The organism is Pelomonas sp. Root1444 (assembly GCF_001426885.1).
Taxonomy (GTDB): domain Bacteria; phylum Pseudomonadota; class Gammaproteobacteria; order Burkholderiales; family Burkholderiaceae_C; genus Pelomonas.
The window spans coordinates 52,867-65,070 of sequence record NZ_LMFP01000013.1 but is presented as its reverse complement, the minus strand read 5'-3'; the positions used below and the strand labels follow the sequence as shown (position 1 = coordinate 65,070).

12 protein-coding genes are annotated in these 12,204 nt (G+C 68.1%); 3 read left to right on the top strand and 9 right to left on the bottom strand.

What is annotated here, in order from left to right; genetic code table 11:
- Positions 1-24: 24 nt before the first annotated feature.
- On the top strand, positions 25-444 hold the full coding sequence (locus ASD35_RS13810; protein ID WP_056875531.1) for a copper chaperone PCu(A)C: 420 nt from the start codon (positions 25-27) through the stop codon (positions 442-444).
- An 18-nt stretch (positions 445-462) separates the two neighbouring features.
- Here the strand turns inward: ASD35_RS13810 and ASD35_RS13805 are convergent, their stop codons facing one another.
- From ASD35_RS13805 to ASD35_RS13765, 9 genes are all read right to left on the bottom strand, one after another.
- Positions 463-1,356 (bottom strand): alpha/beta fold hydrolase, encoded by an 894-nt coding sequence (locus ASD35_RS13805; protein WP_056875530.1) that lies wholly within the window; start codon positions 1,354-1,356, stop codon positions 463-465.
- Positions 1,357-1,364: 8 nt separating this feature from the next.
- A complete protein-coding gene (locus ASD35_RS13800) occupies positions 1,365-1,961 on the bottom strand; it encodes an ATP-dependent Clp protease proteolytic subunit (RefSeq protein ID WP_056875529.1) in 597 nt (198 codons plus the stop codon).
- A gap of 64 nt (positions 1,962-2,025) precedes the next feature.
- A complete protein-coding gene (locus ASD35_RS13795) occupies positions 2,026-2,793 on the bottom strand; it encodes a DUF4184 family protein (protein ID WP_082580147.1) in 768 nt (255 codons plus the stop codon).
- A gap of 75 nt (positions 2,794-2,868) precedes the next feature.
- On the bottom strand, positions 2,869-3,690 hold the full coding sequence (locus ASD35_RS13790) for a triacylglycerol lipase (RefSeq protein ID WP_082580146.1): 822 nt from the start codon (positions 3,688-3,690) through the stop codon (positions 2,869-2,871).
- Between the two features lie 96 nt (positions 3,691-3,786).
- The gene (locus tag ASD35_RS27245; protein WP_157275558.1) at positions 3,787-4,296 is read right to left on the bottom strand and encodes a hypothetical protein; all 510 of its coding nucleotides are present in this window, start codon (positions 4,294-4,296) and stop codon (positions 3,787-3,789) included.
- A 20-nt stretch (positions 4,297-4,316) separates the two neighbouring features.
- A complete protein-coding gene (locus tag ASD35_RS13780) occupies positions 4,317-5,939 on the bottom strand; it encodes a wax ester/triacylglycerol synthase family O-acyltransferase (RefSeq protein ID WP_162254462.1) in 1,623 nt (540 codons plus the stop codon).
- A gap of 96 nt (positions 5,940-6,035) precedes the next feature.
- A complete protein-coding gene (locus ASD35_RS13775; RefSeq protein ID WP_056875526.1) occupies positions 6,036-6,365 on the bottom strand; it encodes a PspC domain-containing protein in 330 nt (109 codons plus the stop codon).
- A gap of 104 nt (positions 6,366-6,469) precedes the next feature.
- Positions 6,470-8,269 (bottom strand): ABC transporter substrate-binding protein, encoded by a 1,800-nt coding sequence (locus ASD35_RS13770; RefSeq protein ID WP_056875525.1) that lies wholly within the window; start codon positions 8,267-8,269, stop codon positions 6,470-6,472.
- A gap of 19 nt (positions 8,270-8,288) precedes the next feature.
- The gene (locus ASD35_RS13765; protein ID WP_056875524.1) at positions 8,289-10,097 is read right to left on the bottom strand and encodes an ABC transporter substrate-binding protein; all 1,809 of its coding nucleotides are present in this window, start codon (positions 10,095-10,097) and stop codon (positions 8,289-8,291) included.
- A 144-nt stretch (positions 10,098-10,241) separates the two neighbouring features.
- Here ASD35_RS13765 and ASD35_RS13760 point away from each other — a divergent pair, with 144 nt between their 5' ends.
- On the top strand, positions 10,242-11,180 hold the full coding sequence (locus ASD35_RS13760) for an ABC transporter permease (protein ID WP_056875523.1): 939 nt from the start codon (positions 10,242-10,244) through the stop codon (positions 11,178-11,180).
- Positions 11,177-12,202: an ABC transporter permease gene (locus tag ASD35_RS13755; RefSeq protein WP_056875522.1), complete on the top strand. Its 1,026-nt coding sequence runs from the start codon at positions 11,177-11,179 to the stop codon at positions 12,200-12,202. The genes ASD35_RS13760 and ASD35_RS13755 overlap by 4 nt, the downstream gene beginning before the upstream one ends.
- The last annotated feature ends 2 nt before the right edge of the window (positions 12,203-12,204 follow it).

Here is a 12,204-nt window from a genome sequence, read left to right as displayed (position 1 = left end):
CTTGTTGTCTTGAAGCCACCCGCCATGCATCGCCTGCTGCTCGCCTCCGTCCTGTTCGCCTCCTTCGCCGCGCAGGCCCAAGTCAAGGTCGACGATCCCTGGGTGCGCGCCACCGTGGCGCCGCAGAAGGCCACCGGCGCCTTCATGCAGCTGACGTCGGCCAAGCCGGCCAAGGTCGTCGCGGCCAGCTCGCCGGTGGCGGCGATGGTGGAGATCCACGAGATGAAGATGGATGACGGCGTCATGAAGATGCGCGCCGTCGACGCGCTGCCGCTGCCGGCCGGCCAGGCCGTGGCGCTCAAGCCGGGCAGCTATCACGTCATGCTGATGGGGCTGAAGAAGCCGGTCCAGGTGGGTGACACCGTGCCGCTGACGCTGACCGTCGAGGGCGAGGACAAGCAGCGCACGACGGTCGAGATCAAGGCCGAGGTGCGCTCACGCTGAGCGCGCCTGGCCGCCGGCTCAGAGCCCGGCGTTCCGCGCCACCTCGTCCGCCAGGCGTGGCCACAGCGGCTCGGGCAGGTCGTGGCCCCAGCCCGGGATGATCTCCAGCCGCGCGCCGGGAATGCGCTGCGCCAGGTCATGCGCCGCGGCGACCGGGATCAGCGCGTCGTGCTCGCCGTGGATGACCAGCGTCGGCGCCGTGATGCGCGGCAGGCGCTCGGCGCGGTGGCTGTCGGCCGCGATGGCGACGAGCTGGCGCAGCACCGCCTGCGGGCGATAGGAGCGCTTCACGCCCCGCGCGATGCGCTCGCGCAGCGCGCGCGGCTCGGTCGGGTAGCCGGGGCTGCCGATGACGCCGTACAGGCTGACGTAGTGGTCGAGGATGTGGTCGAGCTTCTGCGCCGGCGTGCTGCCCGGCCGGGGGCGGGACATCAGCGCGCGCCGGACTTTCAAACTGGGCGCAGGCAGGCCGCGGTGGCCGCTGGTGGTCATCATCAGCGCCAGGCTCTTGACGCGGCCGGCGTGGGCGAAGCCTAGGTGCTGGGCCACCATGCCGCCCATGGAGGCGCCGCAGACGTGGGCCTGGGCAATGCCCAGCGCGTCCAGCACGCCGACGGCATCCCGCGCGAGGTCCGCAAGCTGGTAGGGCGCCTTGACCGGCAGGTGGAAGGTGTGAAGCAACGCCGCCAGCGGCAGGCTGGGCAGGCCCAGCTCGTCAAAAGGCTGGGAGAGGCCGACATCGCGGTTGTCGAAGCGGATGACCCGGAAGCCCCGGGCCGCCAACTCGCCAACCAAGCCGTCGGGCCAGGCCACCAGCTGCATGCCCAGGCCCATGATCATCAGCAGCGGCTCGCCGTCGTCCGGCCCGTGGACCTCGGCTTCGATGCGGACGCCGTTGGCGCTGAGCTGCACGGCGCGGATCAGCCCAGATCGACCTGGCGCTCGATGACGCGCGCCACCAGGCCGTAGGCAATGGCCTCCTCAGTGCTCATCCAGAAATCGCGTTCGATGTCGGCGCGCACGCGCTCCAGCGGCTGGCCGGTCTCGCGCGCGATGGTGGCTGCCAGGCGTTCGCGGGCGCGCAGAATTTCCTTGGCCTGGATGGCGATGTCGCTGGCCTGGCCGCCAGCGCCGCCAGCAGGCTGGTGGATCATGAAGCGCGTGTTGGGCAGCGCGAAGCGGCGCTCCTTGGGCACAGCCAGGTAGATGTGCGTGCCGGCGCTGGCCACCCAGCCGGTGCCGACCATGTTCACCGGCGCGCGCACGAAGCGGATCATGTCGTGGATGGCGTCGCCGCTCTCCACATGGCCGCCGGGGCTGGAGATCAACAGCGTGATCGGCGCGTCGGATTCCTGGCTCAGCGCCAGCAGGCGGCGGCAGGTGGCGTGGGCCATCTTGTCGTCGATCTCGCCAAAGATCATCACGAAGCGGCCCTTGAAGAGCAGCTGCTCTTCCATCTTCTCGGGGGCGTCTTTCTTGGCGGCCTTGTCGTCGGCGGCGAGGGTGTGGTGTTGCATGGGGGAGGTCCGGGTTAAGGGCGATACCTTACCGCGAGATGGGGCAGCGGCGCGGCGCAGGGCTTCAGGCGTCACCCACGCGGCGCCACCAGGCCACGCTGGCGATGACGAACAGCGTGGCGAAGCAGCTGGTGCTCCAGACGACCGTGCGCACCAGCCGGCGCATCGGGTAGCCGGGCAGCGTGTCGGGCGTGAGGGCCCAGGCCGACAGTGCGCCGACCGCGAGCGCCGCCGCCAGGCAGGCCCACAGCACGCGGGCGCGCCGCGGGTTCGGCGCTTCCGGGCGGTCCGGCTGCCTGCGCACCGCCCGGGCGTAGGCGACGGCAAGGACCAGCGCGCCGGCCACGGTGCTCAGGTGCTGCAGCAGCCGGGCGACCGTCAGCGGCCGGCCCAGGAAGGTCAGCAGTGGCTGGGCCAGCCAGGGCAGGAGGTCCGTGAGTGGCGGCACCGGGTGGGTGAAGAGGTCCCACAGCAGGTGGGTTGCCGCGCCGAGCAGGATGGAGAGCACAGCGACCGCCCAGCGCGCGACGGCCGCCTGCGGCGGCGGCTGCAGCTCGCCGCGCACCAATGACCGGTGAGGCTCTGGCAGCAGCACGGTCAGCGGGCGCGGCCACCGCTGCATGAGGTCCAACAACAGCAGGCAGACCGGCAGACAGACGGTCAGGACGCCCATCAGTGTGTGGCAAAAGGTGCGCCAGGCGCCGTGCATGCCGACGTAGTAGCTCAAGTCGGGGGCCATGGCCCCCAGGATCAGGGCGGGTAGTGAGAGCCAGCGGGGGCACAGCGAACGCAGCGGCAGGATGGCTGCGGGATGGGCAAAGGTCCAGGGCATGGAGGGGTTGTCAACAGCTCACAAGAGCACGTCGCGCACGCTGCACGATGCGTGCCCGGCGGCTGCCAGGGCGTTCTACGGCTGCACCGGCGTCTTGTAGAACCACCGCCTCGCCCCCTTGGGCTCGAACGGCTGCCAGTGGCCTTCCGGCTGCGCCAGCCGGTCCGCGAGCGCATACAGCGCGATCGGGTTGACGCCCAGGCCGATGTGGCTGGCCTGGACCTCGATGTTCTCGGCCAGCGGTGACGGCTCGTTGACGCTGCAGCGCCAGGCGACGACGCCGTCGCTCTTGGAGTAGATCGACGTCGTGGGCACTGGCGGGGCCTGGCGGATCTGCGCCATCAGTTCGGGGTCGTTGGACGCATGGCCGCTGACCAGCTCGAAGAAGCGCCAGGCGTTGGTTGCGCGCGGGTGCCCGGTGAACGGCGTGCCCAGCGTGACGACGCAGCGCGTCAGCTCGGGGCACGCCTTGGCCAGCTCGCGCGCGTAGATGCCGCCCAGGCTCCAGCCCAGCAGGCTCACCTTGCGATGGTGGCGCCGGTGCAGCGCCTGGAGGTCGGCCTGGGCTTGCTCCAGCACGCCCGCGCGCGGTCCGAAGTTGAAGCCCTGGCCCCAGGGCTGGGTGGCGTAGCCGAGCGAGTCGAGCAGCGCACGCAGCGGAGCCGTTGTCAGATCGTTGGCGCCCAGGCCGGGAAAGACGAACACCGGGTGCCCGTCGCCATGCGGCAGTTTCTTGAGCCAGGGCAGCGCGGCGAGCAGCGCGGCGTATTCCCAGGGCGCCCGGCTTTCCAGCATCAGCAGCCAGGCATTGGGAGCGCGCAGGTCGGGCCAGTCGGGGTGGTGGGAGGAGGGCGTTTGTTGCCAGCGCGAGAAGCGCGGCGAGCGGATGGCTGGCATGCGGTAGCGGTATCGGGGCAGCTCGGCGATGTTAGCCAGCTGTCGCCTGTTTTCGGGTCGTGCTTGCCCGGGGCCGGGGTGTCGCGTTGGCGACTCTCAGTCGGGCGAATCACTCTGACGCTGTTGTGCCACGCCGGGCTGCTCGGTGCCTCCGGTGGCGAAGCGTCGCGAAGAGCCGGCGGCATAGCGGTCACGCTCGACGACGCCGCGTTCCGTGCGCCAGAAGAAATAGCTAAGGCTGCCGAGCACCAGCAGGAAGCCGAGCCAGCTACGCAGCGTCCGGTCGGCCACAAGGATCTGGATGGACAGCACCGCGATCAGCATCAGCGGTATGAATCCGCGGTGGATGTCTGGTTGGCGACGATCACGCAATGGCGTGTCGCAATGCGGGCATTGCATTCGCTCCATGGCGGGCCGCCACCAGGGCACCTTTGGCGGCCAACGGACCTGAGCAGGCTTTGCGAACCGCCCATTGCAGTGAGGGCAGGCGTACTTGCCCACGGGCTTCGGTGTTTCGGTGACGAGCTCCGCTTCGCAATGCGCGCACACGGCCTCGGCAGACGGCAGTTTTGCGCCGCAGCCTTGGCAACGTGTCCGGCTGTTCATCGTTGAGGCCCTGAATCGCCTCAGGCGGCCTTGGTCACCCGCCGCTTGGCCGGTGCGACCTTTTTCGCCACCGTCTTCTTCGCTGCGACCTTCTTGGCAGGTGCCTTCTTCACCACCGCTTTCTTCACCACCGGCGCCGGTTGCGGCTCGACGACCTCAACCACCGGCAGCGCCTGCAACTCCATGAACGCCGCCTCCACATACGCCGCCAGCTCGCCCATCTCCGGCAGCGCCTCGCCGCAGGCCATCATGCCGATGTCCAGCGACTGGTTGTAGGTCTGCACGGTCACGTTCAGTGCCAGGCCATGCACGGCAATCGATGTGGGGTAGTTGGTCAGCATCTGCGCGCCGGCCAGGTACAGCGGCAGCTGCGGGCCCGGCACGTTCGAGATGACTACGTTCGCGACGACGGGCAGCTTCTCGGCCACCTTGGCGCGGCCGTAGAGCATGGCGCCGGCCTGCATCAGCCAGGGGATGCCCAGGCTGGGGAAGTCGGTCGGCATCAGGCTCTTGAGCTGGCTCATCTGCGCCTTCATCGCCTTGCTCGCGGCCATGACATGCGCCAGCCGCTCGGCCGGGTCGGCCAGGTGCGTGCCCAGGCTCATGAAGGTCATGGTGGCCTGGTTGTTGGACGTGGTGTCGCCCGCGGCGCGCGTGGACACGGGCACTGCGGCGACGAGGCTCTTGCGCGGCAGCGGGCCGTGCTTGGCGAAGTAGCGCCGCAGCGCGCCGCCGATGACGAAAAGCACCGCGTCGTTGAGGCTGGCCTGGTGGCGCTTGCGGGTGCGGTTCAGCTCGGCCAGCGGCAGCGTGACGCCGGCAAACGAGCGCTTGTCGGACAGGCTCACGTTGAAGCGCGTGCGGGGCGCCGGGCCGAGGTTGGACACGGCCGCCTTGCCGCGCACGACGGCCGTCGTCTGCGCCGCGACGTTGGCGAGCAGCGTGCGCAGCTTGTCGACGGACGCCTCGGCCGCCGCGCCGCCGAGCGACTTGACCGCCATGCCGCCGAGGATGCTGGCCGCATTCGGCAGCGAGCGGGCCAGCTTGACGGTCTGCTTCCATTGCTGCGACACGGCCGCGCTGAGCATGCCGACGGTGCCGAGCCGGCCGCGCTTCTTGCCGCGCGCGGCCAGAGCCTCGACGGCACGCGGCTCGGGGCTCAGGTCGAGGATGACCTGCGCCAGCGCGACGGCGGCCTGGCCGTCGACGGCGGCATGGTGCAGCTGCGTGTAGAGCGCGACGCGCGGCTGGCCTTCGGGGCCGGACTCGACACCGGTGAAGACGTGGAACTTCCACAGCGGACGAGACCGGTCCAGCAGCACCGGGTGCAGCGCGCCGACCTGCGCCTCCAGCTCGGCCATGCCGCTGTTCTCGGGCAAGGCGATCTCGACGATGTGCTCTTCGAGGTCGGGGTCGGCATCGACCCAGCCGGGGTTGGACAGCCCCAGCGGCATCGCGACGAGGCGGCGGCGCAGCGCCGGCAGCAGCGGCATGCGCGCCCGCATGTGCTCGCGCAGGTCCTCGACATAGTCACCGTCGTAGCCGACCGGCAGCTCCAGCAGGTGCAGCGCGCCGACATGCATCGGCATCTGCGGCGTTTCCAGGTAGAGGAAGCTGGCGTCGAGGCCGGCGAGCTGTTTCATCCGCTGTCTCCGGAGTTGTCGGCTCAGCATACCGACGAAACAACGCACGCCCGTCAGGGCCGACCCCTTGCAGGCCGCGCCGGGCCGCAGGGTGTCTCATTCCTCGGGTACGAAGATCCAGAGCAGCACGTAGACCAGGATGCCGCTGCCAAACGCCAGGAACAGCACCGTGAAGATCAGCCGCCAGACCCAGGAGTCCAGCCCCGTGGCGCGGGCGATGCCGCCGCAGACGCCGCCGATCCAGCGGTCCACGCGGGCGCGGCGCAGGCCGTTGACGGCGCCGACATGGGGTGCCGGCGCCGCCCCGGCGCCGTAGGCCGCCTGGCCGCCCAGCACGCGGGCCTTGGCCTTGGCGAACTCCTCGTCGCTGAGCACGCCGCGGGCATGCAGTTCAGCCAGCTTGGCGAGTTCTTCTGCGTCGTTCATTTGAGGCTCCTTTCGGTGGGGATGAAGCGAAGCCTACCGGCATGGCACATGCCCGCCACGCCCTTGCGACAGGCGGTCGATTCGCGGGAATGCGCCCGCGGAAATCAGCGGACGGGCTGCTTGGCCGGATCGATGTCGACGAACTGCCAGAAGTCCTGCCAGAACAGCGGGCGGCGGTAGCCGCTCATCCAGGGTTGCTGGATGTCGATCAACACGCGGTGGGCGTGGACCTTGTACGCCATATAGGTGACGGCGATGCGCTTGGCTTCGAGGAACAAGGCTTCACGCTCGGGGCCGTCGGGCAGGGCCTGCATGCGGTCGTAGATGGCATCGAAGCGAGCATCCTTGAAGCGCGGCAGGTTCTGCGTGCCGCTGGCAGGGCCGTAGTAGCGCTGCAGCGCACCCTGGCCGTCGGGCTGCGCGGCGGTCGAGCCCACCGGCCACATCTGGTAGTTGCCCGACTGGGCCGCCTTGAGGTTCTCCGGCCATTGCTGGATCCTGACCTGCAGCCGGATGCCGACGCCGCGCAGCGCCTTCTCCCACAGTTCGTCGACGGAACGGCTCAGCGAGTTGGGCTCGGTGTTGCGGGTCAGCACGAGGGGTTGGCCATCGGGCAGGTCGCGCCAGCCGTCGCCGTCCTTGTCCACATAGCCATACATGTCGAGCAGGGCCTTGGCGCGGGCCGGGTCGTAGTCGCTCATCTCGCTTTTGAACGCGGGGTCGTAGCCGGTGGTGCCAGGCACGATGGGCGCCTGGCCGGGCACGGCGAAGCCACGACGCGCGAGGCGGATCTCCTTCTTCACGTCATAGGCCAGCGAAATGGCCCGGCGCAGCGCGACCTTGTCGGGCGTCATGCCGCCGACGACCGGATCGTCCATGTTGAAGCAGGTCAGCGTCATGTCCGGCGCAAGCGTGAACAGCGCCTGCATGCCGCGCTTGGCCAGGTTGGGCGCGATCTTGCCGCCGGGTGCGGCCTGGGTCAGGAAGTCCTCGGGCACGCGCTCCATGAAGTCGTGCTCATTGTTCAAGAAGGCCAGCCAGCGCGGCTGGTTCTCCACAATGATGTCGACGACGACACGGTCGACCATCGGGATGCGGCGGCCCTTGAATTTGGCGAGGATGGCTTGTGCCTCCGCGTCGTCAGCCGCTGGCACGGACTCGTAATGGCGTTCGCGGTAAGCCGGGTTGCGCTCCAGGACCATCTGCGAGCTGCGCCGCCATTCCTTCAGCACGAACGGCCCAGTGCCGACCGGATGCTCCATGATCTTGTCGCCATAGAACTCGACGACCTCGCGCGCGACGGCACCGTAGAGATCGTTGCCGGCGAGGATGGACTCGACCAGCCGTGGGCGCGCATCTCGCGTCTTGAGCTGCAGCGTGTAGCGGTCCAGGGCGCGCACGCCCTCCACCTCGGTGTCGTAGGGGAACGGCTTCTTGGCCTTGATGACCTGGCTGCGCAGCTCGTCCAGGCCGACGAGGCCCGCGTCTTCGTAGCTGATCCAGCCCTGGGCGTTGTTGGCGGGGTCGGCATAGCGCTTGATGCTGTAGACGAAGTCCTGCGCCGTGACCTCGCGCTTCTTGCCCTTGAACGCCGGGTCGTCGGCGAAGTAGATGCCGGGGCGGACCTTGAACTTGAAGGTCTTGAAGTCGGCACTGATCTCGGGCTCGCCGTCGGCGATCTGCGGCACGATGCGCGTCGGCCGTGCCAGCGGGTCGTACGTGTAGAGGCTTTCGAAGATGTGCGCGGTGATGGTGCGCGAGTAGATGTCCGACAGCCGCGGCGGGTCGAAGCCGGTCTCGGCGATGCGAAAGGCATAACGCAGCGTCTTGACGGGCTCGGCAGGGCTGCCGGAAGCGGGGATCAGTGCGGCACAGACGGCCAGGGCGGCGAGCAGCTGCTTCATCACTTGGCCTTATTGGGCTTCACTTCGATTGAGGCATCGCCGCGGGGTCGACGTCGATGTACTTCCAGAAATCGCGCACGAACAGGTTGCGGCTGTAGCCCTTGACCCAGGGCTGGGCCATGTCGGTCCAGATGCGGTGGACGTGGAACTTGTAGGGCGCGTAGGCGACGAGCAGGCGCTGCGCCTCGGTCATCAGCGCGAGCCGCTCCGGGCCGTCGGGCAGGGCCTTCTGCTTTTCGTAGATCGCCTCGAAGGCCGGCAGGTCGAAACGCGCCTTGTTGGCCTTGCCCTTGGCCTTGCTCGAGCCCAGCGCCAGGAAGGTGTCGCCGTCGGGTGTCGTGCCGACCCAGCCCACGCCCCACATCTGCAGCTTGCCCGCGTTGGCGGCCTTGAGCTGCTCGGGGAACTTGCCGATCTTGAACGTCATGCGGATGCCGAGCGCGTCCATGTTCTTTTGCCACTGCTCGGCCAGCTGGCGGCGCTCGCCGTCGGCCAGCGTCGAGTATTCGATGGCCAGCGGCTGGCCGTCCGGCTGCTCGCGGTAGCCATCGCCGTCGCGGTCGACATAACCGTACAAGTCCAGCAAGGCCTTGCCCTTGGCGAGGCTGAACTCGCTCATCTCCGACTTGAAGGCCGGGTCGTGGCCGAAGGCCACGGTGGGGATGGGACCCTGGCTCTTCAGCGCCTGGCCGCGGCGCACCAGGCGGATTTCCTTGTCCAGGTCCACGGCCAGGTTGATCGCGCGGCGCAGCGCGATGCGCTCGGGCGTGTAGCCGCCCACGACCGGATCTTCCATGTTGAAGTAGCTCAGCGAGATGTCGGCGCGCGGATAGCGCGTCATCGTGATGCCTTGCTTGGCGAGGTTCGGTGCCAGATGGTTGCCGGGGATGGCGATGCCGGCGAAGTCGATGGGCACCTCCTCGATGACCTCGGCCTCGCCGCGCAGGAAGGACAGCCAGCGCGGCTGCGCCTCCTCGATGATGTCGATGACGACGCGGTCCACCATGGGCAGCTTGCGGCCCTGCAGCGCAGCGACCTCCGCCTTGAGCTTGTCACTGGCGTCCGGCGGCGCGACCTCGGCGTAGCGCACATCGCGGAAATTGGGGTTCTTCTCGAGCACCACGCGCGAGCTGCGCCGCCACTCTGCCAGGCGGAACGCGTTCGTCCCGACCGGATGCTCCATGATCTTGTCGCCATAGAACTCGACCACCTCGCGCGCCACGGCGCCGAGGAAGCCGGCGTCGCTGAACTGGTAGATGAAGCGCGGGTCGGCCACGCCCAGCTTGAGCTGGAAGGTGTAGCGGTCCAGCGCCTTCAGGCCTTCGACGGGGCGGTCGTAGTCGAAGGGCTTCCTGGCGCGCATGCCCTCGGTGCGCAGCTCCGACAGGCCCAGGATCTTGACGTTCTCCAGCAGGTAGAGGTTGCCGCTCTTCCAATACGGGTCGTAGTGGCGCTTGACGCTGTAGACATAGTCCTCGGCCGTCAGCTCACGCTTCCTGCCCTTGAAGGCCGGGTCGTCGGAGAAATAGATGCCCGGCTTGACGCGCATCGTGATGGTCTTGAAGTCGGCGCTGATCTCGGGCATTTCCGAGAGGGTCGCCGGCCGCAGCTTGAAGGGGCGGGCGCCGAAGTCGTATTCGAGCGGCGCGTCGAGGATGCCGCCGAGGATGTCCTTGGAATACTTGTCGGTCACCTGCACCGGGTCGAAGCCCGTCTCCGCCACCTTGAAGGCATAGCGCAGCACCTTCTGCGGTGGCGTGCCCTGCGCTTGCGTGGCGGTCAGCGCGCTGGTCAGCAACAGGGCGGTCAGCAGGGCGTGAAGCTTCATTGCGAGGGGTTGCGCGGGCGCTGGAAAAGCGCGCAGTCTAGTGAAACCGTCAAGCCGTGCCCCGTGCCGACTCGCATAGACTCCGACGCGTTTTCCCGTGTAACCCCGCATCCGTCGCGGGGTTTGTAGTTTCTAGGAGCCCCGATGGCGGCCTATCTCGTCCGACGCCTGTGGCAGATGATCCCGACGTTGCTCGGCGTCGTGCTGCTGGTGTTCTTTCTGTTCAAGTACTTCGGCAACGACCCGACCGTCATCCTCGGCGGCCTGAACGCGAGCCCGGAGATGATCGAATCGATCCGCGAGCAGCTCGGCCTGAACAAGCCGGTCTGGGAGCAGCTGTGGATCTTCGTCAAGCAGATCGTCACCTTCGACTGGGGCCGCAGCTGGGCCACCAACGAGTCGGTGGCCAATCTGTTTGCCACCCGGCTGCCAGCGACGCTGACGGTGACTGTGCCCGTCCTCATCCTCGAGGTGTTGCTGGCCATCCCTTTCGCGCTGGCCGTCGCCACCGTCCGCGGCAGCCTGACCGACCGCGCCGTGATGATCTGCACGACGGTGGCCGTGTCCATTTCGCTGCTGGTCTACGTGATCCTGTCGCAGTACTTCTTCGCCTTTCGCCTGGGCTGGTTCCCGGTGCAAGGCTGGACGGGCAGCCACTGGACCAACCTAACGACCTATGCGCCGCTGCCCATCCTTGTTGCCGTGGCCGTTTCGCTGGCGCCGCAGATCCGCCTGTACCGCAGCTTTTTCCTTGACGAGCTGGGCCATGACTATGTGCGCACAGCGCGCGCCAAGGGGCTGACCGAGGGCACCGTGCTGCTCAAGCATGTACTGCGCAACGTGATGATCCCCATCCTGACCAATGTCTCGGTGCTGCTGCCGGGCGTGCTGGTAGGCAGCTTTCTCATCGAGGTGTTCTTCTCCATCCCTGGCCTGGGCCGTGAGCTGTATCTGGCGGTCAACCGCGGCGACTACCCGGTCATTCAGGCGTTCGCCATCTATCTCGCCGCGTTGACGATGACCGTGAATCTTGTCGTCGACCTGCTCTACAAGCTCGTTGACCCGCGAGTCGTCCTCAAATGAACGCCGTGTCCAATTCCTCCGGCGGCGTCTGGGCCGCTTCCTGGCGGCGCCTGCGCACCGACCGCGTCGGCGTCGTGTCGATGGCCGTCGTCGGCGCCTTCCTCCTCCTGGTGCTGCTGGCCGCCACCAACCTGGTCGCATCCAGATGGCAGCAGGAGGTGGGCGTGCCGAATGCGCCGCCGACCCTGCTCGGCCCTCAGCCTCAGGAAGACACCGGCACCATCGCCGCGCCCAAGGGCCCTAACGTCGACCTGTCTGACATCGACCCCCTGGCGCCGCGCTATGCCGAGTGGGCCGAGCGCGCCAAGGCCTTCAAGACCGACGAGATGGTCAAGTCCGAGACGCTGCCGTTGGGCGGCGACCGCCTGGGCCGCGACGTGCTGGCCAAGGTCATCAAGGGCGCCGAGGTGTCCATCTTCGTGGGCCTGGCGGCAGCCGTCGTCGCGACGTTGATCGGCACCCTGCTTGGCGCCATCTCGGGATTCTTCGGTGGCAAGGTGGGCGACCTGCTGGAGTGGGTCTACAACGTCTTCACGGCCATTCCCAGCATCCTGCTGATCTTTGCCTTCGCGGCCATCTTCCCGCGTGGCGTGGGTGCGGTCGTGTCCATCCTTGCGCTGACCGGCTGGACCGGCATCTACCGCCTGATCCGGGCGGAGTTCATCAAGCACCGTGGGCGCGAGTATGTGCGCTCGGCCGAGGCCATCGGCGCCTCGCAAGCCTCACGCATGTTCCGGCACATCCTGCCCAATGTGTCCCACGTGGCGCTGGTACAGCTGTCGCTGCACGTGGTGAGTTTCATCAAGAGCGAGGTCATCCTGAGCTACCTGGGCCTGGGCGTTCGCGTTGACCAGGTGTCCTGGGGCACGATGCTGGCCGAGGCGCAGAACGAGCTGATCCTGGGCTACTGGTGGCAGCTCGCCGTCGTGGCCGCCTTCATGGCCGTGTTCGTCACCGCGTTCGCGCTATTCACGGATGCGCTGCGGGATGCGTTGGACCCGAAGTTGAGAGGTCTGGAGTGACC

Bases quoted from the DNA above. Each gene is read 5' to 3' on its own strand.
- ASD35_RS13755 (WP_056875522.1), top strand. From the start codon at position 11,177: ATGAACGCCGTGTCCAATTCCTCCGGCGGCGTCTGGGCCGCTTCCTGG.
- ASD35_RS27245 (WP_157275558.1), bottom strand. From the start codon at position 4,296: ATGAACAGCCGGACACGTTGCCAAGGCTGCGGCGCAAAACTGCCGTCT.
- ASD35_RS13775 (WP_056875526.1), bottom strand. From the start codon at position 6,365: ATGAACGACGCAGAAGAACTCGCCAAGCTGGCTGAACTGCATGCCCGC.
- ASD35_RS13780 (WP_162254462.1), bottom strand. From the start codon at position 5,939: ATGAAACAGCTCGCCGGCCTCGACGCCAGCTTCCTCTACCTGGAAACG.
- ASD35_RS13760 (WP_056875523.1), top strand. From the start codon at position 10,242: ATGGCGGCCTATCTCGTCCGACGCCTGTGGCAGATGATCCCGACGTTG.
- ASD35_RS13770 (WP_056875525.1), bottom strand. From the start codon at position 8,269: ATGAAGCAGCTGCTCGCCGCCCTGGCCGTCTGTGCCGCACTGATCCCC.
- ASD35_RS13810 (WP_056875531.1), top strand. From the start codon at position 25: ATGCATCGCCTGCTGCTCGCCTCCGTCCTGTTCGCCTCCTTCGCCGCG.
- ASD35_RS13765 (WP_056875524.1), bottom strand. From the start codon at position 10,097: ATGAAGCTTCACGCCCTGCTGACCGCCCTGTTGCTGACCAGCGCGCTG.
- ASD35_RS13795 (WP_082580147.1), bottom strand. From the start codon at position 2,793: ATGCCCTGGACCTTTGCCCATCCCGCAGCCATCCTGCCGCTGCGTTCG.
- ASD35_RS13790 (WP_082580146.1), bottom strand. From the start codon at position 3,690: ATGCCAGCCATCCGCTCGCCGCGCTTCTCGCGCTGGCAACAAACGCCC.
- ASD35_RS13800 (WP_056875529.1), bottom strand. From the start codon at position 1,961: ATGCAACACCACACCCTCGCCGCCGACGACAAGGCCGCCAAGAAAGAC.